The 23830-nt window shown below is 61.7% G+C and carries 22 protein-coding genes; 15 read left to right on the top strand and 7 right to left on the bottom strand.

Translation table 11 applies throughout. The features are described from left to right. Positions 1-62: 62 nt before the first annotated feature. Together dapD and V5F23_RS22395 are read right to left on the bottom strand one after the other, a co-directional pair. Entirely contained in the window at positions 63-1097 is a 1035-nt protein-coding gene (gene dapD / locus V5F23_RS22400; RefSeq protein WP_047736705.1) for a 2,3,4,5-tetrahydropyridine-2,6-dicarboxylate N-succinyltransferase, read from the bottom strand. A gap of 33 nt (positions 1098-1130) precedes the next feature. Further along, entirely contained in the window at positions 1131-1439 is a 309-nt protein-coding gene (locus V5F23_RS22395; RefSeq protein ID WP_234407987.1) for an arsenate reductase, read from the bottom strand. A gap of 261 nt (positions 1440-1700) precedes the next feature. Here V5F23_RS22395 and V5F23_RS22390 point away from each other — a divergent pair, with 261 nt between their 5' ends. Continuing rightward, positions 1701-3338, top strand: a complete 1638-nt coding sequence (locus V5F23_RS22390) for a Na+/H+ antiporter (RefSeq protein ID WP_042732717.1) — start codon at positions 1701-1703, stop codon at positions 3336-3338. Between the two features lie 159 nt (positions 3339-3497). On the opposite strand, the gene V5F23_RS22385 is transcribed toward V5F23_RS22390, so the two are convergent. The 5 genes from V5F23_RS22385 to map form a co-directional block, all read right to left on the bottom strand. Then, complete coding sequence (locus V5F23_RS22385) at positions 3498-3800, bottom strand: XRE family transcriptional regulator (protein ID WP_042732716.1); 303 nt, start codon at positions 3798-3800, stop codon at positions 3498-3500. A gap of 10 nt (positions 3801-3810) precedes the next feature. Next, positions 3811-4152: a type II toxin-antitoxin system RelE/ParE family toxin gene (locus tag V5F23_RS22380; protein WP_042732720.1), complete on the bottom strand. Its 342-nt coding sequence runs from the start codon at positions 4150-4152 to the stop codon at positions 3811-3813. Between the two features lie 301 nt (positions 4153-4453). After that, positions 4454-5653, bottom strand: a complete 1200-nt coding sequence (dapC, locus tag V5F23_RS22375; RefSeq protein WP_042732547.1) for a succinyldiaminopimelate transaminase — start codon at positions 5651-5653, stop codon at positions 4454-4456. A gap of 137 nt (positions 5654-5790) precedes the next feature. Continuing rightward, positions 5791-8493 (bottom strand): [protein-PII] uridylyltransferase, encoded by a 2703-nt coding sequence (locus tag V5F23_RS22370; protein ID WP_042732548.1) that lies wholly within the window; start codon positions 8491-8493, stop codon positions 5791-5793. A 47-nt stretch (positions 8494-8540) separates the two neighbouring features. Beyond that, on the bottom strand, positions 8541-9323 hold the full coding sequence (gene map / locus V5F23_RS22365) for a type I methionyl aminopeptidase (RefSeq protein ID WP_042732549.1): 783 nt from the start codon (positions 9321-9323) through the stop codon (positions 8541-8543). 462 nt (positions 9324-9785) lie between these two features. Here map and rpsB point away from each other — a divergent pair, with 462 nt between their 5' ends. The 14 genes from rpsB to lpxB all read left to right on the top strand — a co-directional run bounded on the left by rpsB (position 9786) and on the right by lpxB (position 23826). Continuing rightward, complete coding sequence (rpsB, locus tag V5F23_RS22360) at positions 9786-10523, top strand: 30S ribosomal protein S2 (protein WP_042732227.1); 738 nt, start codon at positions 9786-9788, stop codon at positions 10521-10523. Between the two features lie 194 nt (positions 10524-10717). Further along, positions 10718-11584 carry a translation elongation factor Ts gene (gene tsf, locus V5F23_RS22355; protein ID WP_042732228.1) on the top strand — a complete coding sequence of 289 codons (867 nt, stop codon included), beginning with the start codon at positions 10718-10720 and terminating at the stop codon, positions 11582-11584. Positions 11585-11839: 255 nt separating this feature from the next. Further along, positions 11840-12583 (top strand): UMP kinase, encoded by a 744-nt coding sequence (gene pyrH, locus V5F23_RS22350; RefSeq protein WP_003189161.1) that lies wholly within the window; start codon positions 11840-11842, stop codon positions 12581-12583. Further along, entirely contained in the window at positions 12580-13137 is a 558-nt protein-coding gene (frr, locus tag V5F23_RS22345; protein WP_042732229.1) for a ribosome recycling factor, read from the top strand. Before pyrH ends, frr begins: the two co-directional genes overlap by 4 nt. 13 nt (positions 13138-13150) lie before the next feature. Beyond that, positions 13151-13906 (top strand): polyprenyl diphosphate synthase, encoded by a 756-nt coding sequence (gene uppS / locus V5F23_RS22340; protein ID WP_047736688.1) that lies wholly within the window; start codon positions 13151-13153, stop codon positions 13904-13906. Beyond that, the gene (locus V5F23_RS22335; protein WP_042732231.1) at positions 13906-14712 is read left to right on the top strand and encodes a phosphatidate cytidylyltransferase; all 807 of its coding nucleotides are present in this window, start codon (positions 13906-13908) and stop codon (positions 14710-14712) included. Before uppS ends, V5F23_RS22335 begins: the two co-directional genes overlap by 1 nt. Further along, positions 14709-15899 carry a 1-deoxy-D-xylulose-5-phosphate reductoisomerase gene (gene ispC, locus V5F23_RS22330; RefSeq protein WP_123578482.1) on the top strand — a complete coding sequence of 397 codons (1191 nt, stop codon included), beginning with the start codon at positions 14709-14711 and terminating at the stop codon, positions 15897-15899. Before V5F23_RS22335 ends, ispC begins: the two co-directional genes overlap by 4 nt. Positions 15900-15951: 52 nt before the next feature. Beyond that, positions 15952-17304, top strand: coding sequence for a sigma E protease regulator RseP (rseP, locus tag V5F23_RS22325; RefSeq protein ID WP_053145757.1), 1353 nt, complete (start codon positions 15952-15954; stop codon positions 17302-17304). A gap of 74 nt (positions 17305-17378) precedes the next feature. Beyond that, complete coding sequence (bamA, locus tag V5F23_RS22320) at positions 17379-19766, top strand: outer membrane protein assembly factor BamA (protein WP_042728612.1); 2388 nt, start codon at positions 17379-17381, stop codon at positions 19764-19766. Between the two features lie 45 nt (positions 19767-19811). Continuing rightward, positions 19812-20315: an OmpH family outer membrane protein gene (locus V5F23_RS22315; RefSeq protein WP_003184901.1), complete on the top strand. Its 504-nt coding sequence runs from the start codon at positions 19812-19814 to the stop codon at positions 20313-20315. A 3-nt stretch (positions 20316-20318) separates the two neighbouring features. Then, entirely contained in the window at positions 20319-21374 is a 1056-nt protein-coding gene (gene lpxD / locus V5F23_RS22310) for a UDP-3-O-(3-hydroxymyristoyl)glucosamine N-acyltransferase (protein WP_042728613.1), read from the top strand. 105 nt (positions 21375-21479) lie between these two features. Continuing rightward, the gene (fabZ, locus tag V5F23_RS22305) at positions 21480-21920 is read left to right on the top strand and encodes a 3-hydroxyacyl-ACP dehydratase FabZ (RefSeq protein WP_003184897.1); all 441 of its coding nucleotides are present in this window, start codon (positions 21480-21482) and stop codon (positions 21918-21920) included. After that, positions 21917-22693, top strand: coding sequence for an acyl-ACP--UDP-N-acetylglucosamine O-acyltransferase (gene lpxA, locus V5F23_RS22300; protein WP_042728614.1), 777 nt, complete (start codon positions 21917-21919; stop codon positions 22691-22693). Before fabZ ends, lpxA begins: the two co-directional genes overlap by 4 nt. A gap of 2 nt (positions 22694-22695) precedes the next feature. Further along, positions 22696-23826, top strand: a complete 1131-nt coding sequence (gene lpxB / locus V5F23_RS22295; protein WP_042728615.1) for a lipid-A-disaccharide synthase — start codon at positions 22696-22698, stop codon at positions 23824-23826. Positions 23827-23830: the final 4 nt, after the last annotated feature.

Below are 23830 nucleotides of genomic sequence, written 5' to 3'. Positions count from 1 at the left end.
TGCTGGGTTACGCCGGACCCTGTGGGAGCTGTTCGCTCCCACAGGTGACTGTGTGAAGCGCCTTAGTTGTGCGCGTGCAGAGCTTCGTTCAGCTCGATGGCCGATTTGTGGGTCTTGCACTCCACCGCGCCGGTTTCGGAGTTGCGGCGGAACAGCAGGTCGGGTTGACCGGCCAGCTCGCGGGCCTTGACCACTTTGACCAGTTGGTTGTTCTCGTCCAGCAGTGCGACCTTGGTGCCGGCGGTCACGTACAGGCCCGACTCCACGGTGTTGCGGTCACCCAGTGGAATACCGATACCGGCGTTGGCGCCGATCAGGCAGCCTTCGCCGACCTTGATCACGATGTTGCCGCCACCCGACAGGGTGCCCATGGTCGAGCAGCCGCCGCCCAGGTCCGACCCCTTGCCGACGAACACGCCCGCCGATACACGGCCTTCGATCATGCCCGGGCCTTCGGTGCCGGCGTTGAAGTTGACGAAGCCTTCGTGCATCACGGTAGTGCCTTCGCCCACGTAGGCGCCCAGGCGAATCCGCGCGGCGTCGGCGATACGAACGCCGGCCGGGACCACGTAGTCGGTCATTTTCGGGAACTTGTCCACCGAGAACACTTCCAGCAGCTCTCCACGCAGGCGGGCTTCGAGCTGGTGCTCGGCCAGTTCGGCCAGGTCGATCGCGCCCTGGCTGGTCCAGGCGACGTTCGGCAGCAACGGGAAGATCCCGGCCAGGTTCAGGCCATGGGGCTTGACCAGGCGATGGGACAGCAGGTGCAGCTTGAGGTAGGCCTCAGGCGTCGAGCTCAATTGGGCGTCTTCGGCCAGCAGGGTGGCAACCAGCGGCTTGTGGCTCTCGGCCAGGCGGGTCAGCAGGGCGGCTTGCGCGGCGTCGACGCCCTTGAGCGCTTCGGCCAGTTGCGAGGCCTGGGCGGTGGTGAAGGTGATCGCCTGGTTGCCTTCGCTGTAGCCAAGGATGGGTGCGATGGCGCTGACGATGGCCGCCGACGGGTTGAGCAGCGGTTGTGCGTAGAACACTTCCAGCCAGGCGCCTTGACGGTTTTGAGTGCCGACACCGAAGGCCAGGCTGAACAGGGTAGTGGACATGGACATTACCTCAACAAAATGGACTGGGCAGGTTTACTTGAGCGCTGCCGCATAAATATCTGGCTTGAAGCCAATCAGGGTTCGGTCGCCGAGATCGAGCACCGGGCGCTTGATCATCGAGGGTTGGGCGAGCATCAGTTCGATGGCTTTCGACTGGTCGAGATCGGCTTTGCGTTCGTCGTCGAGCTTGCGAAAGGTCGTACCGGCGCGATTCAACACCACTTGCCAGCCATGCTCGTCGCACCATTGGGTCAGGTGTTCACGGTCGATGCCGGCGCTCTTGTAGTCGTGGAAGTCGTAGCGTACAGCGTGTTCATCGAGCCAGGTGCGCGCTTTTTTCATCGTGTCACAGGCTTTGATGCCGAAAAGGTGCAACGTTTTGCTTGAATCGGTCAAGGAACTGCCCCCTTTGCAGGTGCTGGGAATAAAAGGTGACGGATTATGCCATGACCGGACGGTTTCGCGGCGGCCTGGGTTGATTTGCCCCAAAGCCTTGGAGAGGGTGCGACATAGGTGTAACGGTCAGCGCCATGCTAAGCGACTAATATGGCACTTCAACGGCAAGCTGTTGCCGGATGTGTGTCGCTGTCAATGGAACCCCCTATGCAAAGCGCTTATACCGTCCTGATCCTGCTGACACTGGTGGGTGTCTCGCGTTTGATCGGGCGGTTGATCCCCCTGCCGTTGCCGCTGGTGCAGATCGGCGCAGGGGCCGTGCTAGCCTGGCCGTCCTTGGGCCTGCACGTGGCCCTCGATCCCGAACTGTTCCTGTTTCTGTTCTTGCCCCCGCTGCTGTTCTCCGACGGTTGGCGCATGCCCAAGCGTGAGCTGTGGCGCCTGCGCGGGCCGATCCTGACACTGGCGGTGGGCCTGGTGCTGTTCACGGTGGTGGGCGCCGGGTATTTCATTCATTGGCTGTTGCCCAGCATCCCGTTGCCGGTGGCCTTCGCCCTGGCCGCGGTGTTGTCGCCCACTGACGCCGTGGCCGTGTCGGCGATTGCCCGGGACCGCTTGCCCAAGCCGCTGATGCACATGCTCCAGGGCGAAGCGCTGATGAACGACGCCTCTGGCCTGGTGACCTTCAAGTTCGCCCTGGCGGCGGCCATCACCGGGGTGTTTTCCCTGGCTAACGCGAGCCTGGCGTTTGTGTTGGTGGCCGTCGGAGGCTTGTTGGTGGGGGTGGCCCTGAGCTGGCTGGTCGGTCGTCTGCGGGCCTGGATGGTGGCGCGCGGGTGGGATGATCCGGCCACCCACGTGGTGTTCATGCTATTGCTGCCATTCGCCGCCTATGTGGTGGCTGAGCGATTGGGCGTCTCGGGCATTCTCTCGGCGGTGGCGGCTGGGATGATGCAGAGCTGGCTGGATCTGCTGCCGCGCCAGACCCATACGCGGCTGCTCAATCGCAGCGTCTGGTCGCTGTTGGAATTCGCCTTCAACGGCTTGATCTTCCTGCTGCTGGGCTTGCAGTTGCCGGACATCGTCAAGGCCGTCACCCGCCACGAGACCACGCTGTGGCCGACGTTGCTCTACCTCTGCCTGGAGGTGATGGCGATCTTTTTGGTGTTGCTGGTGCTGCGGTTTGTCTGGGTGCAAAGCATCTGGCGCCTGTCCGGGTGGTTGCGCCGCTGGCGTGGCAAGGGGGAGTTGACCTTGGTGCCGACGGCGCGCTCCTGCTGGCTGCTGACCTTCGGTGGGGTGAGAGGGGCCGTGACGTTGGCGGGCGTGTTATCGGTGCCGTTGCTGCTGGGCGCCGGGGAAGCGTTTCCCGAGCGCGATTTGCTGATCTTCATCGCCGCGGGGGTGATCCTGCTATCGTTGATCGCCGCCTGCATCGCCTTGCCACTGTTGCTGCGGGGCATCGAGCAAAGTCCCGACGACAAGCGTCGCACCGAAGTGCGCGAGGCCTGGCGCAAGACCGCCGAGGCGGCGATCCGTGCGCTGGAAGTGGAAGAGCCCGCCGAGCCGGCCAGTGCGCCAGCGGCGGCCATGGCGACCGAGGTCAAGGCGCGATTGATGAGTGAGTATCGCCATCAGTTGGAGGTGTTCAACGACTCCGCCGAAGCTCAGGCCCTGGCGTTCGAAATGGACCTGCTGGAGCGCCGCCTGCGCCTCAAGGCCCTGAAAGCCCAGCGCCTGGAACTGTATCGCCTCAGCCGCCATCACCAGATCGGCGACGACGTGCTGCGTGAAGTGCTGGGGGAGTTGGATTTGGCGGAGGCGAATTTGGGGTTGGGTAAATAGTCGTTATGCGTAGGACACCTCGTGGCGAGGGGATTTATCCCCGCTGGGCTGCGAAGCAGCCCTGAAACCGGGTCGCGCGGCATGTCAGACAGATCGAGTTGACTTGTTTGGGCCCGCTGCGCAGCCCAGCGGGAGCAAGCTCCCTTGCCACAACAACGCTTATGCGCGGGCCTCTTCCTGCTCAGGCACCAACCGTACTTCCACCCTCTGACCCAGTGCACGCGCCGCGCTGGCAAGTGTTGCCAGCGTCATTCCCGCATCATTCTGATCGAGCGCACGATCAACCGCGGTACGGCTGGTATGCATTCGCTCTGCCAAAGCCTTCTTGGTCACTTTCTGAAGTCGCATGGCCTCGGCAATTTGCCAGGAAATAACGCGTTTGAGCGCGGCCGCAGACACTTCCTCGGCAATTCCTTGCTCGGCCAGGAAGTCGTCAAAATCAGATCCAATGTGTTTGTTCATTTGCGGTACCTCATAATCTTGCTTTGCGCTGCTTGGCGGTTGCCATGTCGACCGCTGGTGTTTTTTGACTTTTCTTGATGAAGCCATGGAGTAGAACCATGTCGGAACCGACCACGGTGAAAAGAACGCGGGCGGTAGAGTCTTCAAGATCAATCCTGACTTCCCATAGCCCTGTATCCAGCTTGCGCACCACAGGCATACCTATCGGCCAACCAAGCTGAACAGTCTTGATGTCAGTCCCTATCATCCGTCTGTGTTCGCGGGGCAGATCTGTCAGCCATTCCCGCACGGGTTCATTTCCGGCATCTGTGCAGAAGAAACGTACATTCAGTATGGGTGCGATTTCGGTCATGGGGGCAGTGTACCGAAATAGGTGCATTGCGCAACCTTGGCGTTGCTGGGATTTTGTACAGGCGCCCAGCCTCAAATGGAGTCCTGAATGCGGTAAGCGCCGGCGCCCAGTGTGGAGGCGAGCCTGCTCGCGATGAGGTAATGTCAGGCAGTGGAGATTTGATGCCGGTCAGAAAGCTCTTGTGGCGAAGGAGCTTGCTCCCGCTGGACTGCGCAGCAGTCCCAAAAAGCGAGGGGCGCTTGGCGCCCCAGCGGGAGCAAGCTCCCTCGCCACAGGTTCAGTGTTCAACCGAAACGGCCTATCACCCCCGGCGCTGGATGAACGCGCGGATCCGCTCGGCCGCTTCCACGCACTCGGCCAATGGGGCGACCAGGGCCATGCGCACGCGGCCGGCGCCCGGGTTGACGCCGTCCACGTCGCGGGAGAGGTAGGAGCCTGGCACCACGGTCACGTGTTCCTGCTCGAACAGGTCCCGGCAGAACGCCGCGTCATCGCCTGCCACGTTGGGCCACAAGTAGAAACTGCCGTCGGGGCGTTGCACGTCCAGCACCGGGCTGAGGATCTGCAGCACGGCGTCGAATTTCTCCCGGTACAGTGCCCGGTTGGCGCGTACGTGCACTTCATCGTTCCAGGCGGCGACGCTCGCCAGCTGGGTCTGCACCGGCATCGCGCAGCCGTGGTAGGTGCGGTACAGCAAGAAGCCCTTGAGGATGTCCGCGTCGCCAGCCACGAAACCGGAGCGCAGGCCAGGCAGGTTGGAGCGCTTGGAGAGGCTGTGGAACACCACGCAACGCTTGAAATCCTTGCGTCCCAGCTCAACGCAGGCGCTGAGCAGGCCCGGTGGCGGCGTCTGCTCGTCGAAATACAGCTCGCTGTAGCACTCGTCGGCGGCGATCACGAAGTCGTGTTCGTCGGCCAGGGCGATGAGTTTTTTCAGCACATCCACCGGGATCAGTGCGCCGGTCGGGTTGCCGGGGGAGCACAGGAACAGGATCTGGCAGCGTTTCCAGATGTCCGCCGAGACGGCGTCGAAATCCGGGTTGAAACCGTTTTCGTCCAGGCACGGCAGGTAGTGCGGCTTGGCACCGGCCAGGAACGCGGCGCCTTCATAGATCTGGTAGAAGGGGTTCGGGCTCACGACCAGCGCATCGTCACCGCGGTTGACCACGGTCTGGGTGAAGGCGAAGAGGGCTTCGCGGGTGCCGTTGACCGGCAGCACGTGGCGCGCCGGGTCAAGCCAGCCGTTCGGCACACCAAAGCGTCGCTCGCACCAGCCGGTGATGGCTTCACGCAAGGCCGGGATGCCGAGCGTGGTCGGATAAACCGCCATCTGGTCCAGGTTGCTGGCCAGGGCCTCGGCGACAAAGCTGGGCGAGCGGTGCTTGGGTTCGCCGATGGACAGGGCAATCGGCCGCTTGTCCGGGTTGGGCGTGACGCTGCCGAGCAGGGCGCGAAGCTTCTCGAACGGGTAGGGCTGCAACTGGTTCAGGGCGTTGTTCATCGGGGGCCTCGTTCAATGTGGGGCGCTAGCCTTGTGGGAGCGGGCTTGCTCGCGAAAGCGGTGTGTCAGGTGATGGTCAGTTGACTGACACACCGCTTTCGCGAGCAAGCCCGCTCCCACAGGGGATATAGAGTGGGTCAGATACTGATACGCGTCAGGTTGATGTCCGGTTCCTGGTTGACGCTCAAGTGCCGGACCATCTCTTCCTGCAAGCGGCTGCACAACTGCGGGTCGGACAATGGCTGGTTGTGGGCGTCGGTGATGAAGAACACGTCTTCCACGCGTTCGCCGAGGGTGGCGATCTTGGCGTTCTGCAGCGACAGGTCGAACTCTAGGAAGATATGCCCGACCCGTGCCAGCAGGCCCGGACGATCCGGGGCGCTGAGTTCCAGCACGGTGACCTGGCGCAGGGCGTCGTTGTGGATCGTCACCTGCGGGGCAAACGCGAAATGCTTGAGCTGGCGCGGCACCCGGCGCTGGATGATGGTCGGGTAGTCCGCCGGGTTACGCAGCGCTTCGGTCAGGCCTTCGCGGATCTGCTTGATCCGCGCCGGGTTGTCGCCAATCGAGTCGCCGTCGGTGTCGAGCACGATGTAGGTGTCGAGGGTGAACTGGCTGCTGGAGGTGATGACCCGGGCGTCGTGGATGTTCAGGTTGAGCTGGTCCATCGCGGCCACGGTCACGGCGAAGAAGTCGTGCTGGTCCGGCGCGTAGATGAAGATCTGCGTGCCGCCCTCGAACTCGCGCTGGGTGGTTTCCTTGATCAGCACCAGGGGCCCGCCATCGGCCGGTTGTTGCAGGATCGCATCGCTGTGCCAGGCCACGTCGCCGGCGGTGTGGCGCAGGAAATAGTCATCGCCCAGTTGCGCCCAGAGCTGTTCGACGTCGTCCGGATCGGTGCCGCCGCGCACCAGGATGTCCAGGGCGGCGCTTTGTGTGCGACGGATCTGCTCTTCGCGGTCCACGGGGTTTTCCAGGCCGCGGCGCAAGGCCCGCTTGGTCTCGGTGTACAGCTGGCGCAACAGGCTGGCGCGCCAGGAGTTCCACAGGCTTGGGTTGGTGGCGTTGATGTCGGCCACGGTCAGCACGTAGAGGTAATCCAGGCGGGTTTCATCGCCGACGATCTGGGCGAAGTCGTGGATCACCTGCGGGTCGGACAAGTCCTTGCGCTGGGCGGTGGTCGACATCACCAGGTGGTTCTGCACCAGCCAGACGATCAACCGGCTGTCCCACACCGGCAGTTGATGACGCTGGCAGAACGCCTCGGCATCCACCGCGCCGACCTCGGAGTGATCGCCCTGGCGCCCCTTGCCGATGTCGTGGTACAGCCCGGCCATGTAGATCAGCTCGGGCTTGGGCAGCTTGCCCATGAGCTTGCTGGCCAGCGGGAATTTCTCGGACACCTGGGTGTACTGCAGCTTACGCAGGTGCTTGATCAGGTTCAGTGTGTGGGCATCGACCGTATAGATGTGGAACAGGTCATGCTGCATCTGCCCGACGATGAAGCCGAACTCCGGCAGGTAGCGCCCGAGGATCCCGTAGCGATTCATCCGCCGCAGGTTGCGGTGCACGCCGATCTTGCATTTGAACAGCTCGATGAACAGGCTGGTGTTGCGGATGTCATGACGGAAATCGTCATCGATCAGGTGCCGGTTTTCCCGCAGCAGGCGAATGGTGTCGGCGCGCACGCCCTTGATTTCCGGCTGCTGGGCCATGAGCACGAAGATTTCCAGCATGGCGAACGGCGTGCGGCGGAACACATTGGGGTGGCGGGCCTCGATGTAGCCGTCGTGCAGTTGGAAGCGCGAGTTGATCGGCAGCGGCGCTTCCTCGTCCTCGGGGGCCAGGATGACTTCCTCGAAGTGCTGGATGATCAGTTCGCTGAGCTGGGCGATGCTCATCACCACCCGATAGTACTGCTGCATGAAGTTTTCGATGGATTGCTTGGCGTCCTGCCCTTCGAAACCCAGCAGCCCGGCGATGGAGCGCTGGTGATCGAACAACAGGCGGTCTTCGGCGCGTCCGGCGAGCATGTGCAGGGCATAGCGAACCTTCCACAGGAATTCCTGGGAGGAGGCCAGCAAGGCGTTTTCGCTTTCCACCAGGAAACCTTCGCCGGCCAGTGCACGCAGGTTCAGCGTGCCGTACTGGCGGCGGGCGACCCAGAGGATCGTCTGGATGTCCCGCAGCCCACCGGGCGAGCCCTTGACGTTGGGCTCCAGGTTGTACTCGGTGTCGTTGTACTTGTGGTGACGGGCTTTCTGCTCGGCGTGCTTGGCGAGGAAGAAATCCTTGCTCGGCCACATGTGCGCGGTGCTGGTGACGTCGAGCATGCGTTGGCGCAGGTGCTCGGGGCCGGCAATGGTGCGGCTTTCCATCAGGTTGGTGATGACGGTCAGGTCGGCGCGGGCTTCGTCGGCGCATTCCTGCACCGAGCGCACGCTCTGGCCGACTTCCAGGCCGATGTCCCACAGCAGTGTCAGGAAACGCTCGATGGAATCGCGAAAGACCTCATGGTCGGCGTTGTCCAGCAGGATCAGCAAATCGATGTCGGAGTAGGGGTGCAGCTCGCCGCGCCCGTAGCCGCCGACGGCCACCAGGGCGATGTCGGCGTCCTGGCTCCAGTCGAACTGCTCCCAGGCCTTTTGCAGGATGTTGTCGACGAACCAGGCGCGGTCCTCGATCAGCCGGCGGATATCCCGGCCATTGCGAAAGCGCTGGTCCAGCACCTCGTGGGCCTGGCGGATCGCCTTCTTGAATGCCGAGATGGGGCTTGCCTTCAGGGCCAGTTCTGCCTGGAACTGGCCGCGGTCGAAGAGTTCGGGATCCACCTGCGGCATTAATGGCTTTCCTTTCTATATCTATGGAGCGATAGGCGAGTTGCGGATCAGGCGGAAACGCGGGCGATGGTGTCATCGCTGCGCAGGGTGAAGATCTCGTAACCGGTCTCGGTCACCAGCAAGGTGTGCTCCCACTGGGCCGACAGCTTGCGGTCCTTGGTGATGGCGGTCCAGCCGTCACCCAGCACCTTGGTGTCGGCGCGGCCCTGGTTGATCATCGGCTCGATGGTGAAGGTCATTCCGGCCTGCAGCTCCATGCCGGTACCGGCGCGGCCGTAGTGCAAGATCTGCGGCTCTTCGTGGAACACCTTGCCGATGCCGTGGCCGCAGAACTCGCGCACCACCGAAAAACCGTTCTTCTGCGCGTGCTTCTGGATCACTTCGCCGATGTCCCCGAGGCGGCAGCCCGGCTTCACCAGTTCGATGGCCATGTACATGCATTCCTGGGTGACCTTCGACAGGCGCTGGGCCCACTCCGGCACGTTGCCGACATGGAACATGCGGCTGGTGTCGCCGTGGTAGCCGTCCTTGATGACGGTGACGTCGATGTTCAGGGTGTCGCCGTCCTTCAACGGCTTTTCGTTGGGGATGCCATGGCAGACCACGTGGTTGATCGAGGTACAGATCGACTTCGGGAAGCCTTTATAGTTGAGCGGCGCCGGGATGGCCTTCTGCTCGTTGACGATGAAGTCGTGGCAGATGCGGTCCAGCTCTTCGGTGGTCACACCCGGCTTGACGTAGTCGGCGATCATTTCCAGCACGTCGGCGGCGAGTTTGCCGGCGACACGCATTTTCGCGATGTCCTCAGGCGTCTTGATGGTCACGGTCATACAGGCTCTCTTTGCGCCCGACGGCGCTGTTCAAAACGAAATGAGCGGCGGATATTGATCCGGGCAGCCCTTAAAGAGGCGATTCTAACAGACCATCCCGGCAATCCGCGCCTGTCAGCAATACCAGATCGGTCAGGCGCCATAAATAAACCGTGGCGAGGGAGCTTGCTCCCGCTGGGCTGCACAGCAGCCCCAATAAAGCGAGGGCCGCTACGCGCCCCAGCGGGAGCAAGCTCCCTCGCCACGGTTTTGTGCCCGGCTTGAGGTGTTTTGCCTACCTGCAGAATCCGTGTTCCGTTTTCGCCCTTGCTGTGGTATAAAATGCGCCGCTTTCCGGGGATGACCCCGTAAGCTTAAATCCACACACGTGTCGACACGATGACCTGGGTGCCTTTGGCTCATGAGCCGCTGGTTGGTCATTGGGATACGTGGAGGCCAAACCCGACTTATCAAGGAACTATCATGTCCCAAGTCAACATGCGCGATATGCTGAAGGCCGGTGTGCACTTCGGTCACCAGACCCGTTACTGGAACCCGAAAATGGGCAAGTACATTTTCGGCGCGCGCAACAAGATCCACATCATCAACCTTGAAAAAACCCTGCCAATGTTCAACGAGGCACTGACCTTCGTAGAACGCCTGGCCCAGGGCAAAAACAAGATTCTGTTCGTCGGCACCAAGCGTTCCGCTGGCAAGATCGTTGCTGAAGAAGCAGCACGTTGCGGTTCGCCGTACGTCGATCACCGCTGGTTGGGCGGCATGCTGACCAACTTCAAGACCATCCGCGCTTCCATCAAGCGTCTGCGTGATCTTGAAGTCCAGTCCGAAGACGGCACTTTCGCCAAGCTGACCAAGAAAGAAGCGCTGATGCGCTCCCGCGATCTTGAGAAGCTGGACCGCTCCCTGGGCGGTATCAAGGACATGGGCGGTCTGCCTGACGCACTGTTCGTGATCGACGTTGACCACGAGCGCATCGCGATCACCGAAGCCAACAAGCTGGGCATCCCGGTCATCGGCGTTGTCGATACCAACAGCAGCCCGGAAGGCGTTGACTACATCATCCCAGGCAACGATGACGCCATCCGCGCCATCCAGCTGTACATGGGTTCGATGGCTGACGCTGTTATCCGTGGTCGCAACAACGTGAATGGCGGCACCGAAGTCTTCGCTGAAGAAGCTCCGGCAGCAGCCGCTGAGTAATTGACGCCCTGGCGTTGACTCAGTAAGCAAAAAGGGGGCTTGGCCCCCTTTTTGCCACCTCGAAAACCATTTGTCGCCAGCGCAGCTACCTGTTTGTAACTTGCCGCGGTCTATAAACGATGGTTTTCCAGGAAGAATTGATCGCCCGTTCGATCGGGTGGAATGGTTGAAAACCTATCCAAGAGGATTTTGAAATGGCAGAGATTACTGCAGCGTTGGTCAAAGAACTGCGCGAGCGTACCGGCGAAGGCATGATGGACTGCAAGAAAGCCTTGACCAAGGCTGGCGGCGACATCGAGAAAGCCATTGATGACATGCGTGCTTCGGGCGCCATCAAGGCTGCCAAGAAAGCGGGCAACGTGGCCGCTGAAGGCGCCATCGCCATCAAGGACGACGGTAAAGCCGCCGTTCTGCTGGAAGTCAACTCCCAGACCGACTTCCTGGCCCTGCAGGATGACTTCAAGGCATTCGTTGCTGCCAGCGTCGAGAAAGCCTTCGCTGACAAACTGACCGACGCAGCCCCGCTGATCGAAGCTCAGGAGCAAGCGCGTCTGGTCCTGGTTGGCAAAACCGGCGAAAACGTCAACATCCGTCGCCTGGTTCGCGTTGAAGGTGACGTGGTCGGCACTTACCTGCACGGCAACAAGATCGGCGTAGCAGTTGTCCTCAAGGGCGGCGACACCGAGCTGGCGAAAGACATCGCCATGCACGTTGCAGCGACCAACCCTGAGTTCCTGCTGCCTTCGGACGTTTCGGCCGAAGCGATCGAGCGCGAAAAAGGCGTTTTCCTGCAGCTGAACGAAGAGAAACTTAAGGGCAAGCCTGCCGACATCGCCGAGAAGATGGTGGCCGGTCGTATCTCCAAGTTCCTGGCTGAAGCCAGCCTGGTCGAGCAAGCGTTCGTCAAGAACCCTGAAGTCAAGGTCGGCGACCTGGCCAAGAAAGCCGGTGCTGAAATCGTTTCCTTCACCTACTTCAAGGTTGGCGAAGGTATCGAGAAGCCGGTCGACAACTTCGCTGAAGAAGTTGCTGCCCAGGTAGCTGCTGCCAGCAAGCAATAAGACAGGTTTTTACAACTGTCGCCCAGAAGAGGCTGCCCGCTCACGCGCGCAGCCTCTTTTTGGATGAGGATGCCGATTTTTATTGGTTTCCTGTCGAAACTGGCTTACAAAGCCGTGTTCCGATGGCGCTGTGTCAGCGTCAAGCCAGGCTTTGAACGAAAAGTCCCGCAGGCATTTTTCGTTCAGCGCACTGAGTGAGTGCAGGCTGCAAACAATCTGCAAATTTTCGTAAATACGCCGCAGGAGAGATTCGCAATGGCTCAGCAGGGCAGTGGTTATCAGGCTCGCTATAAACGCATTCTACTCAAGCTTAGCGGCGAGGCCCTGATGGGCTCGGAAGAGTTCGGGATCGATCCGAAGGTACTGGATCGCATGGCCCTGGAAGTTGGCCAACTGGTTGGAATCGGCGTCCAGGTCGGCCTGGTCATCGGCGGCGGCAACCTGTTCCGTGGTGCGGCGCTGAGCGCGGCCGGCATGGATCGGGTCACGGGCGACCACATGGGCATGCTGGCCACTGTGATGAACGCCCTGGCTATGCGCGATGCCTTGGAGCGTGCCAATATCTCGGCCATCGTGATGTCGGCCATTTCCATGGTCGGCGTGACCGATCATTACGACCGCCGCAAAGCCATGCGCCACCTCAACTCCAAGGAAGTGGTGATTTTTGCCGCAGGTACCGGTAATCCGTTCTTCACCACGGATTCGGCTGCCTGCCTGCGAGCGATCGAGATCGATGCCGATGTCGTGCTCAAGGCAACCAAGGTCGATGGTGTCTACACCGCCGACCCGTTCAAGGACCCGCATGCCGAGAAGTTCGATCATCTGACCTACGATGAAGTACTGGATCGCAAGCTGGGGGTCATGGACCTGACGGCCATCTGTCTGTGCCGCGACCACAAGATGCCGCTGCGCGTCTTTAACATGAACAAGCCCGGCGCCCTGCTGAATATCGTACACGGCGGCGCGGAAGGGACTCTGATCGAGGAAGGCCAACAATGATCAACGAAATCAAGAAAGACGCCCAAGCGCGTATGCAAAAATCCCTGGAGTCTCTGAGCCACGCGTTTGGCCAGATTCGTACCGGCAAGGCGCACCCGAGCATCCTGGGCAGCGTGATGGTGCCTTACTATGGCGCCGACACGCCGATCAGCAGCGTTGCCAACATCACCGTCAAGGATTCGCGGACCCTGCAAGTCGTTGCCTTCGAGCGCAACATGCTCGCGGCGGTCGACAAGGCGATCCAGAGCGCCGGCCTGAACCTCAACCCGACCAACCTGGGCGAGTTGCTGCTGATTTCCATGCCTGCCCTGACCGAAGAAACCCGCAAGGGCTTCACCAAGCAGGCGCGCAGCGCGGCCGAAGATGCTCGGGTTGCCGTGCGCAACATCCGTCGCGATGCCCTGGGCGAGCTGAAGAAGCTGGTCAAGGACAAGGAAATCAGCGAAGACGAAGAGCGTCGCGCAGCGGCCGATATCCAGAAGCTGACCGATAAGGCCGAGGCTGACATCGATGCGGCCACCAAGCAAAAAGAAGCGGACCTGATGGCCGTATAAGGGTCCCGTTTTCATGGAAAAGACCAAGCAGGCCTTGCCGTTCGCGGTGCCGCGCCACGTGGCGATCATCATGGACGGCAATAACCGTTGGGCCAAGAAACGCTTCATGCCTGGCGTTGCCGGGCATAAGGCCGGGGTCGACGCGGTTCGCGCGGTCATCGAGGTGTGTGCCGAGGCCGGGGTCGAGGTGCTGACTCTGTTCGCGTTCTCCAGCGAGAACTGGCAGCGCCCGGCCGATGAAGTCAGCGCCTTGATGGACCTGTTCCTCAAGGCCCTGCGCCGCGAGGCCAAGCGCCTCAACGAGAACAAGATCAGCCTGCGCATCATTGGCGATCGCTCGCGCTTCCATCCGGAGCTGCAAGCCGCGATGCGCGAAGCCGAGGCCGCGACGGCGGGGGCTGATCGGTTTGTCTTGCAGATCGCCGCCAACTACGGTGGCCAGTGGGACATCGCCCAGGCTGCCCAGCGGCTGGCGCGGGAAGTCCAGGCCGGCCACCTGCGCCCGGAGGACATCACCCCGGACCTGCTGCAGACCTGCCTTGCGACCGGTGATCTGCCTTTGCCGGACCTGTGTATCCGTACCGGTGGCGAACACCGCATCAGCAACTTCCTGCTCTGGCAGTTGGCTTATGCCGAGCTGTACTTCTCCGACCTGTTCTGGCCGGACTTCAAACACGAAGCCATGCGCACCGCACTGGCCGATTTCGCTTCCCGTCAGCGTCGCTTCGGTAAAACGAGCGAGCAGATCGAAGCTGGAGCCCGGGTTTAATGCTTAAACAACGAATCATCACTGCCCTGATCCTGTTGCCTATCGCCTTGTGCGGGTTTTTCCTGCTCGAGGGGGCGAACTTTGCCCTGTTCATCGGGCTGGTCGTGACCTTGGGGGCGTGGGAATGGGCACGGCTGGCCGGTTTTCCCGCACAGTCGGCACGCATAGCCTACGCCGTGGCCGTGGCCGCCATGCTGTTCATCATGTACCTGGTGCCGGGGCTGGCGCCTTGGGTGTTGGGAGCATCGGTGTTGTGGTGGGCGACAGCCACCTTCCTGGTGTTGACCTACCCTCGCACCACCCATCACTGGGCCAACACGGCGACCAAGCTGGTGATCGGCCTGTTGATCCTCCTGCCGGCCTGGCAAGGCCTGATCTGGATCAAGCAGGGCGCACTGGGCAACTGGCAGATCATGGCCGTGATGGTGCTGGTCTGGGGCGCCGACGTCGGTGCCTATTTTTCCGGTCGGGCCTTTGGCAAGCGCAAGCTCGCGCCAAAAGTCAGCCCCGGCAAGAGTTGGGAAGGGGTCTATGGTGGCCTGGCCTTGAGCCTGGTGATCACCACCGTGGTCGGCTTCGTCCGCGACTGGACCGTGGCGCAACTGCTGATGGGGCTGTTTGGTGCCGCCCTTATCGTCTTTGTGTCCGTGGTTGGTGACCTGACTGAAAGCATGTTCAAGCGTCAATCCGGGATCAAGGACAGCAGCAACCTGTTGCCGGGTCACGGGGGGGTGCTGGATCGTATCGACAGCCTGACCGCCGCGATCCCGATCTTCGCCGTGCTGCTGTGGATGGCGGCATCGTGAGTCGTCCCCAGCAAATCACTGTGCTGGGGGCGACCGGTTCGATCGGCCTCAGTACGCTTGATGTTATCGGCCGGCACCCGGAGCGCTACCAGGTCTTTGCTCTCAGCGGCTTCACGCGCCTGAGCGAGCTGTTGGCCCTGTGCGTTCGCCATGCGCCAAAGTTTGCGGTGGTGCCTGAGGTCGGTGCGGCGCAGGCGTTGCAGGATGACCTGCGCGCAGCGGGTTTGCCCACGCAGGTGTTGGTGGGGGAGGCCGGGCTGTGCCAGGTGGCGTCCGATCCGGATGTCGACGCGGTGATGGCGGCGATTGTCGGGGCGGCCGGCTTGCGTCCGACGCTGGCGGCGGTGGAGGCCGGCAAGAAGATCCTGCTGGCCAATAAAGAAGCGCTGGTGATGTCTGGCGCACTGTTCATGCAGGCCGTGCGCCAAAGCGGCTCGGTGCTGCTGCCCATCGACAGCGAACACAATGCGATCTTTCAGTGCATGCCGCGGGATTTTTCCCGCGGTCTGGAAGCCGTGGGAGTCCGGCGGATTCTTCTGACCGCCTCCGGTGGGCCGTTCCGTCAGACACCGCTGGAAGAGTTGCTGCATGTTTCGCCCGAGCAGGCCTGTGCCCACCCGAACTGGTCCATGGGGCGCAAGATTTCCGTGGATTCGGCGAGCATGATGAACAAGGGGCTGGAGTTGATCGAGGCCTGCTGGCTGTTCGACGCCAAGCCGGCCCAGGTCGAAGTGGTGATTCATCCGCAGAGCGTGATTCATTCGCTGGTGGACTATGTAGACGGTTCGGTGTTGGCCCAGTTGGGCAACCCGGACATGCGCACCCCGATCGCCAATGCCCTGGCCTGGCCGGAGCGAATCGACTCCGGCGTTGCACCGCTGGACCTGTTCGCCATCGCCCGTCTGGATTTCCAGGCGCCGGATGAGCAGCGCTTCCCCTGCCTGCGCCTGGCGCGGCAAGCGGCCGAGGCGGGCGGCAGTGCCCCGGCCATGTTGAACGCGGCCAACGAAGTGGCGGTCGCCGCGTTTCTCGATGGACGTGTTCGTTACCCCGAGATCGCGAGTATGATCGAGGAAGTCTTGAATCTCGAGGCGGTGGTTTCGGTCGATGACCTCGACGCGGTATTTACGGCGGATGCCAGGGCCCGTGAGTTGGCGGGGCAATGGCTGCAGCGCCACGGGCGTTGACGCTGCGATACGTTAGCCAGGGTTGCCCTGGGCAGGATTGCGGAGAAAACAGATGAGCGCTCTCTATATGATTGTCGGCACCCTGGTTGCACTGGGGGTGTTGGTCACCTTTCACGAATTCGGTCATTTCTGGGTCGCGCGTCGCTGTGGCGTCAAGGTGCTGCGTTTTTCCGTAGGCTTTGGCATGCCTTTGCTGCGCTGGCACGACAAGCAGGGCACCGAGTTCGTCGTGGCGGCGATCCCGCTGGGCGGCTACGTGAAGATGCTCGACGAGCGCGAGGGCGAGGTTCCCGCCGATCAGCTCGACCAATCCTTCAATCGCAAGAGTGTTCGCCAACGTATCGCCATCGTGGCGGCGGGGCCGATCGCCAACTTCCTGCTGGCCATGGTGTTTTTCTGGGCGTTGGCCATGCTTGGCAGCGACCAGGTGCGACCGGTCATCGGTTCTGTGGAGGCCGGTAGCGTTGCCGCCCGGGCCGGGCTTGGTGCGGGCCAGGAAATCGTTGCGATCGACGGTGAGCCGACGTCGGGCTGGGCGGCGGTCAATTTGCAGTTGGTGCGTCGGCTGGGTGAAAGCGGTTCGCTGCAGTTGAGGGTGCGCGAGCAGGGCTCCACCGTCGACTCGCCCCGTGAGCTGGTGCTGGACAACTGGCTCAAGGGCGCCGACGAGCCGGACCCGATCCGGTCCCTGGGCATCCGCCCATGGCGTCCGGCGCTGCCGCCGGTGCTTGCCGAACTCGATCCGAAAGGCCCGGCCCAGGCCGCAGGCCTGAAGACCGGCGACCGTTTGCTTGCCCTCGACGGCCAGTCGGTCAGCGACTGGCAACAGGTGGTCGATTCGGTTCGTGTACGTCCTGATACCAAAATTGTGCTGCGCGTGGAGCGCGACGGTGCTCCAATCGACGTCCCGGTCACCTTGGGTGCCCGTGGCGAAAGCAAGGCGCAGACCGGTTACCTGGGGGCGGGCGTCAAGGCCGTCGACTGGCCGCCGGAAATGATCCGCGAAGTCAGTTTCGGTCCGGTGGCGGCCATTGGCGAGGGTGCGCGTCGTACCTGGACCATGAGTGTCCTGACCCTCGACTCACTGAAGAAAATGTTGTTCGGCGAGCTCTCGGTAAAAAACTTGAGTGGACCGATAACCATTGCTAAAGTGGCGGGCGCTTCTGCCCAGTCGGGCGTTGCTGATTTCCTGAATTTCCTTGCTTATCTGAGCATTAGCCTGGGGGTTCTGAATTTGCTGCCCATTCCGGTACTGGATGGGGGGCATCTGCTGTTTTATCTGATCGAGTGGGCGCGTGGTCGTCCCTTGTCGGATCGGGTGCAAGGTTGGGGGATACAGATCGGTATCAGCTTGGTGGTCGGGGTCATGCTGCTTGCCCTCGTCAACGATCTGGGTCGTTTGTAACGCTTCGCCGAATTGCGAATCTGCCGCATTTTGCGGCAGTTTGTTTATTGCCAGTTGGAATAAGAAAGGACTTCATGAAACGTCTGCTGCTAACTGCGGTTCTCACCGTATTGATGATCGCCGAAGTTCACGCCGAGTCCTTCACTATCTCTGATATTCGCGTCAACGGCCTCCAGCGGGTCTCCGCGGGTAGCGTCTTTGGTGCCTTGCCGTTGAACGTCGGCGAGCAGGCGGATGATCGGCGCCTGGTGGAATCCACGCGTGCGCTGTTCAAGACCGGCTTCTTTCAAGATATCCAACTGGGCCGTGACGGCAACGTCCTGGTCATCACGGTAGTCGAGCGCCCGTCGGTTGCCAGTATCGAGATCGAAGGCAACAAGGCGATCTCCACCGAAGACCTCATGAAAGGCCTCAAGCAATCCGGCCTGGCCGAAGGCGAGATCTTCCAGCGTGCCACCCTCGAAGGCGTGCGTAACGAACTGCAACGCCAGTACGTCGCCCAGGGCCGCTACTCGGCCACCGTCGACACCGAAGTGGTGCCGCAACCGCGCAACCGCGTTGGCCTGAAGGTCAACATCAACGAAGGTACCGTGGCGGCCATCCAGCACATCAACGTGGTGGGCAACACGGTTTTCCCGGATGAAGACCTGATCGACCTGTTCGAACTCAAGACCACCAACTGGCTGTCGTTCTTCAAGAACGACGACAAGTACGCCCGTGAAAAACTCTCCGGTGACCTGGAGCGCCTGCGTTCCTACTACCTGGACCGTGGCTACATCAACATGGACATCGCTTCGACCCAGGTGTCCATCACCCCGGACAAGAAGCACGTCTACATCACCGTCAACGTCAACGAAGGCGAGAAATACACCGTTCGTGACGTCAAGCTCAGCGGTGACCTGAAGGTGCCGGAAGACCAGGTCAAGTCGCTGCTGCTGGTGCAGAAGGGCCAGGTGTTCTCGCGCAAGCTGATGACCACCACCTCCGAACTGATCACCCGTCGCCTGGGTAACGAGGGCTACACCTTCGCCAACGTCAACGGCGTGCCGCAGCCCCACGATGACGACCATACCGTCGACATCACCTTCGCCGTGGATCCGGGCAAGCGTGCCTACGTCAACCGCATCAACTTCCGTGGCAACACCAAGTCCGAGGACGAAGTGCTGCGCCGTGAAATGCGCCAGATGGAAGGTGGCTGGGCTTCGACCTACCTGATCGACCAGTCCAAGACCCGCCTCGAGCGCCTGGGCTTCTTCAAGGAAGTCAACGTCGAGACACCGGCCGTACCGGGTGTCGATGACCAGGTCGACGTGAACTACAGCGTTGAAGAGCAGGCGTCCGGCTCGATCACCGCCAGCGTCGGCTTCGCCCAGAGCGCCGGCCTGATCCTCGGTGGCTCGATCACCCAGAACAACTTCCTGGGTACCGGTAACAAGGTCAGCATTGGCCTGACCCGCAGTGAATACCAGACCCGCTATAACTTCGGTTTCGTGGACCCCTACTGGACGGCCGACGGTGTGAGCCTGGGCTATAACGCCTTCTATCGCACCACCGACTATGACGAGCTCGACTCGGACATCTCCAGCTATGCGGTGGACAGCTACGGTGTGGGTGCCAACATCGGCTACCCGATCAGTGAAACGTCGCGCCTGACCTTCGGCCTCACCGCCCAGCAGGACAAGATCAACACCGGTCGCTACACCGTCGACGAGATCTTCGACTTCGTTAAACGGGAAGGCGACAGCTACCTGAACTTCAAGGCGTCTGCCGGCTGGTCCGAGTCGACCTTGAACAAGGGCGTGCTGGCGACCCGTGGCCATTCCCAGAGCCTGGTGCTGGAAAGCACCATTCCTGGCAGCGACCTGTCGTTCTTCAAGCTCGATTACCGCGGCCAGTTGTTCCAGCCGTTGACGGACACCTACACCATGCGCCTGCACACCGAGCTGGGCTATGGCGATGGCTACGGTTCGACCGACGGCCTGCCGTTCTACGAGAACTACTACGCCGGTGGTTTCAACTCGGTGCGTGGCTTCAAGGACAGCACCCTTGGCCCGCGCAGTACGCCGAGCCGTGGCGCGGCTGCCACCGGTAACGCAGGTACATTGGCCGACCCAGACCAGGATCCGCTGCCGTTCGGTGGCAACGTATTGATCCAGGGGGGTGTCGAGGTCCTGTTCCCGATGCCGTTCGTCAAGGACCAGCGCTCGCTGCGTACTTCGGTATTCTGGGACGTGGGCAACGTTTTCGACTCTAGCTGCGATAATACGACCAACACCAATGGCACCAACTCGAACGCCAAGTGCAACGACATCAGCCTGAGCAACATGGCCAGTTCCGTCGGTCTGGGCGTGACCTGGGTGACCGCGCTGGGTCCTTTGAGCTTCGCGTTGGCGATGCCGATCAAGAAACCGGATGACGCTGAAACCCAAGTGTTCCAATTCTCCCTCGGCCAGACGTTCTAAGCGTCTGTCCCATGACAACGACAATGGATTTTGTAGGAGTGCATCGTGCGTAAGTTGACTCAATTGGTTCTCCTGGCGACCGTACTGGTCGCAGGCCCGGCGTTCGCCGACATGAAGATTGCCGTGCTGAACTATCAGATGGCCCTGCTGGAATCCGACGCGGCCAAGAAATACGCCGTGGATGCCGAGAAGAAGTTCGGGCCGCAACTGACCAAGCTCAAGGGCCTGGAAAGCAGCGCCAAGGGTATCCAGGATCGTCTGGTCGCCGGTGGCGACAAAATGGCCCAGGGCGAGCGTGAACGCCTGGAGCTGGAATTCAAGCAGAAGGCCCGTGACTTCCAGTTCCAGTCCAAGGAACTGAACGAAGCGAAAGCCGTTGCCGACCGTGAAATGCTCAAGCAGCTCAAGCCCAAGCTCGACAGCGCCGTGGAAGAAGTCATCAAGAAAGGTGGTTTTGACCTGGTGTTCGAGCGTGGCGCCGTGATCGATGTCAAGCCTCAGTACGACATCACGCGCCAGGTGATCGAGCGCATGAATCAGCTGAAGTAATCCATGACAGCGACTATCAAGCTCGGCCAGTTGGCCGAGTTCCTCGGCGCCACCCTGCGTGGCGACCCGGAGAGGGCAATTACTGGGCTAGCCACTTTGCAAGAGGCTGGCCCAGCTCAGTTGAGCTTTCTGGCAAATCCCCAATACCGCAAGTACCTGGCTGACAGCCGGGCTGCCGCGTTGTTGCTCAAGGCCGCCGATGCCGAAGGGTTTGCCGGCGACGCCTTGATCGTGCCCGACCCGTACCTGGCCTATGCGCGCATTTCCCACTTGTTCGATCCCAAGCCCAAGGCGGCTGCGGGTATTCATCCCAGTGCGGTGATCGCGGCGGATGCGGTGGTGGATCCCACGGCCAGCGTCGGTCCCTTCGTGGTGATCGAAAGCGGCGCCCGCATTGGTGCCGGTGTCACCCTGGGCGCTCATTGCGTCATTGGTGCGCGCAGCGAGGTCGGCGAAGGTGGCTGGCTGGCTCCGCGCGTGACCCTGTACCACGACGTGCGCATCGGCAAGCGGGTGGTGATTCAGTCCGGCGCGGTGCTGGGCGGTGAAGGCTTCGGTTTCGCCAACGAGAAGGGCGTCTGGCAAAAGATCGCCCAGATCGGTGGCGTCACCCTCGGCGATGACGTCGAGATCGGCGTCAACACCGCGATCGACCGGGGTGCCCTGGCCGATACGGTCATCGGCAATGGCGTCAAGCTCGACAACCAGATCCAGATCGCCCACAACGTCCAGGTCGGTGACCACACCGCCATGGCCGCCTGCGTGGGCATTTCCGGCAGCACCAAGATCGGCAAGCACTGCATGCTCGCCGGCGGCGTCGGCCTGGTGGGCCATATCGATATCTGTGACAACGTATTCCTGACCGGGATGACCATGGTGACCCACTCGATTACCGAGCCGGGCGCCTATTCTTCCGGTACGGCGATGCAACCGGCGGCCGAATGGCGCAAGAGCGCGGCCCGTATCCGTCAGCTCGACGACATCGCGCGACGTCTGCGCCAGGTGGAAAAGCGTGTAGGGGACGTGACCCCTGACGGTAATGCTTCATCAGATGGCTGATACCATTTCCATATCAAGTGTGCACAGCCGTTAGGGCTCCTTGATTTGCTAGCGGAGTGCGCGTTGCCCGTGCGCTCCCAATCTTTACATAGGCTTCCTCCCGAAATGATGGACATCAACGAGATTCGCGAATACCTGCCTCACCGTTACCCGTTCCTGCTGGTGGACCGGGTGGTGGACCTGGATGTTGAAGGCAAGCGCATTCGCGCCTACAAGAATGTCAGCATCAACGAGCCGTTCTTCAATGGTCACTTCCCCGCGCACCCAATCATGCCGGGCGTGCTGATCATCGAGGCGATGGCCCAGGCTGCCGGGATCCTTGGTTTCAAAATGCTCGACGTAAAGCCTGCCGACGGCACGCTCTACTACTTCGTGGGCTCCGACAAGCTGCGTTTCCGCCAGCCGGTCACTCCGGGCGATCAATTGATCCTCGAAGCCAAGTTCATCAGTTGCAAGCGCCAGATCTGGAAGTTCGAATGCCAGGCTTCGGTCGACGGCAAGCCAGTCTGCTCCGCTGAAATCATCTGTGCGGAACGCAAGCTATGAGTTTGATTGACCCTCGCGCAATCATCGATCCGACGGCCGTCCTGGCCGCCGATGTCGAGGTCGGCCCGTGGTCGATCATCGGCGCAGGTGTGGAAATCGGCGAGGGTACGGTGATCGGCCCCCATGTAATTCTCAAGGGGCCGACCCGGATCGGCCGTCACAATCGCATCTACCAGTTTTCCTCGGTAGGCGAGGACACGCCCGATCTCAAGTACAAAGGTGAAGAAACCCGCCTGGTCATCGGCGATCACAACGTGATCCGCGAAGGCGTGACCATTCACCGCGGTACCATCCAGGATCGCTCCGAAACGACCCTGGGCGACCACAACCTGATCATGGCCTACGCCCACATCGGCCATGACAGCGTGATCGGCAACCATTGCATCCTGGTCAACAACACCGCGTTGGCCGGTCATGTGCATGTGGATGACTGGGCGATCCTCTCCGGTTTTACCCTGGTGCACCAGTACTGCCACATCGGCGCCCACAGCTTCTCCGGCATGGGCACCGCCATCGGCAAGGACGTTCCCGCCTATGTCACGGTGTTCGGCAACCCGGCCGAAGCCCGCAGCATGAACTTCGAGGGTATGCGCCGTCGGGGCTTCAGCGAAGAGGCGATCACCGCGTTGCGGCGTGCCTACAAGGTCGTGTATCGCCAGGGCCTGACCGTCGAGCAGGCACTCGCCGAACTGGCCGAGGCCTCGGCGCAGTACCCGGAAGTCGCGACGTTCCGCGATTCCATCCAGTCTTCGACTCGCGGCATCACCCGTTAACCATGGCTAATCTGCGTATTGCGCTGGTGGCCGGAGAGGCTTCCGGCGACATTCTGGGCGCCGGTCTGATGCGTGCGCTCAAGGCGCAGCATCCCGCGGTGGAGTTCATGGGTGTTGGCGGCCCGTTGATGCAGGCCGAAGGGCTGGTCTCCTATTTTCCGATGGAACGCCTGTCGGTGATGGGGCTGGTGGAGGTGCTCGGTCGCCTGCGCGAATTGCTGGCCCGGCGCAAGAAGCTGATCGAGACCCTGATCGACGAAAAGCCGGATGTGTTCATCGGCATCGACGCCCCGGATTTCACCCTCAACATCGAGCTCAAGTTGCGTCAGGCCGGGATCAAGACCGTGCATTACGTCAGCCCGTCGGTTTGGGCCTGGCGGCAGAAGCGGGTGCTCAAGATTCGCGAAGGCTGCGACCTGATGCTGACGCTGCTGCCGTTCGAAGCCCGCTTCTACGAAGAGAAGGGCGTGCCGGTGCGGTTTGTCGGGCATACCCTGGCCGACACCATTCCCCTGCAGGCCGATCGCCAGGCGGCTCGCCAGGCGCTGGGCCTGGTCGATGGGCCGCTGGTGGCATTGATGCCCGGCAGCCGTGGCGGTGAAGTGAGTCGGCTGGGTGGCTTGTTTTTCGACGCCGCCGAACGCCTCCGGGCGATGCGCCCCGACGTGCGTTTTGTCCTGCCGTGCGCCAGCCCGCAGCGCCGGGAGCAGCTTGAAGCGCTGCTGGCGGGGCGCGATCTGCCGGTCACGCTGCTCGACGGTCGCTCCCATGACGCGCTGGCTGCCTGTGACGCCGTGTTGATTGCCTCCGGCACTGCTACCCTTGAGGCGTTGCTGTACAAACGCCCGATGGTGGTTGCCTATCGCCTGGCGCCGCTGACGTTCTGGATCCTCAAGCGCATGGTCAAGAGCCCCTACGTGTCCCTGCCGAACCTGTTGGCCCAGCGCCTGCTGGTGCCGGAGTTGCTGCAGGACGAGGCCACGGCCGACGCCCTGGCCAATACACTTGCGCCGTTGATCGACGGCGGCGAGGAGCAGACCCGCGGCTTCGACGAAATCCACCGGACCCTGCGCCGCGACGCCTCCAATCAGGCGGCTGACGCGGTGCTGACCCTGATCGGCGCACAATCATGAGCCA

Origin of the sequence: Pseudomonas sp. WP18 (assembly GCF_036689585.1) — a bacterium.
In the GTDB taxonomy this organism is placed as follows: domain Bacteria; phylum Pseudomonadota; class Gammaproteobacteria; order Pseudomonadales; family Pseudomonadaceae; genus Aquipseudomonas; species Aquipseudomonas chlororaphis_E.
This window is presented reverse-complemented; position numbering and strand designations above follow the sequence as displayed.

What these genes read in the sequence shown, in the direction of transcription:
- dapD (WP_047736705.1), bottom strand. Translation starts at nt 1,097, where the DNA reads ATGTCCACTACCCTGTTCAGCCTGGCCTTCGGTGTCGGCACTCAAAAC.
- V5F23_RS22395 (WP_234407987.1), bottom strand. Translation starts at nt 1,439, where the DNA reads ATGAAAAAAGCGCGCACCTGGCTCGATGAACACGCTGTACGCTACGAC.
- V5F23_RS22390 (WP_042732717.1), top strand. Translation starts at nt 1,701, where the DNA reads ATGCAAAGCGCTTATACCGTCCTGATCCTGCTGACACTGGTGGGTGTC.
- V5F23_RS22385 (WP_042732716.1), bottom strand. Translation starts at nt 3,800, where the DNA reads ATGAACAAACACATTGGATCTGATTTTGACGACTTCCTGGCCGAGCAA.
- V5F23_RS22380 (WP_042732720.1), bottom strand. Translation starts at nt 4,152, where the DNA reads ATGACCGAAATCGCACCCATACTGAATGTACGTTTCTTCTGCACAGAT.
- dapC (WP_042732547.1), bottom strand. Translation starts at nt 5,653, where the DNA reads ATGAACAACGCCCTGAACCAGTTGCAGCCCTACCCGTTCGAGAAGCTT.
- V5F23_RS22370 (WP_042732548.1), bottom strand. Translation starts at nt 8,493, where the DNA reads ATGCCGCAGGTGGATCCCGAACTCTTCGACCGCGGCCAGTTCCAGGCA.
- map (WP_042732549.1), bottom strand. Translation starts at nt 9,323, where the DNA reads ATGACCGTGACCATCAAGACGCCTGAGGACATCGCGAAAATGCGTGTC.
- rpsB (WP_042732227.1), top strand. Translation starts at nt 9,786, where the DNA reads ATGTCCCAAGTCAACATGCGCGATATGCTGAAGGCCGGTGTGCACTTC.
- tsf (WP_042732228.1), top strand. Translation starts at nt 10,718, where the DNA reads ATGGCAGAGATTACTGCAGCGTTGGTCAAAGAACTGCGCGAGCGTACC.
- pyrH (WP_003189161.1), top strand. Translation starts at nt 11,840, where the DNA reads ATGGCTCAGCAGGGCAGTGGTTATCAGGCTCGCTATAAACGCATTCTA.
- frr (WP_042732229.1), top strand. Translation starts at nt 12,580, where the DNA reads ATGATCAACGAAATCAAGAAAGACGCCCAAGCGCGTATGCAAAAATCC.
- uppS (WP_047736688.1), top strand. Translation starts at nt 13,151, where the DNA reads ATGGAAAAGACCAAGCAGGCCTTGCCGTTCGCGGTGCCGCGCCACGTG.
- V5F23_RS22335 (WP_042732231.1), top strand. Translation starts at nt 13,906, where the DNA reads ATGCTTAAACAACGAATCATCACTGCCCTGATCCTGTTGCCTATCGCC.
- rseP (WP_053145757.1), top strand. Translation starts at nt 15,952, where the DNA reads ATGAGCGCTCTCTATATGATTGTCGGCACCCTGGTTGCACTGGGGGTG.
- bamA (WP_042728612.1), top strand. Translation starts at nt 17,379, where the DNA reads ATGAAACGTCTGCTGCTAACTGCGGTTCTCACCGTATTGATGATCGCC.
- lpxD (WP_042728613.1), top strand. Translation starts at nt 20,319, where the DNA reads ATGACAGCGACTATCAAGCTCGGCCAGTTGGCCGAGTTCCTCGGCGCC.
- fabZ (WP_003184897.1), top strand. Translation starts at nt 21,480, where the DNA reads ATGATGGACATCAACGAGATTCGCGAATACCTGCCTCACCGTTACCCG.
- lpxA (WP_042728614.1), top strand. Translation starts at nt 21,917, where the DNA reads ATGAGTTTGATTGACCCTCGCGCAATCATCGATCCGACGGCCGTCCTG.
- lpxB (WP_042728615.1), top strand. Translation starts at nt 22,696, where the DNA reads ATGGCTAATCTGCGTATTGCGCTGGTGGCCGGAGAGGCTTCCGGCGAC.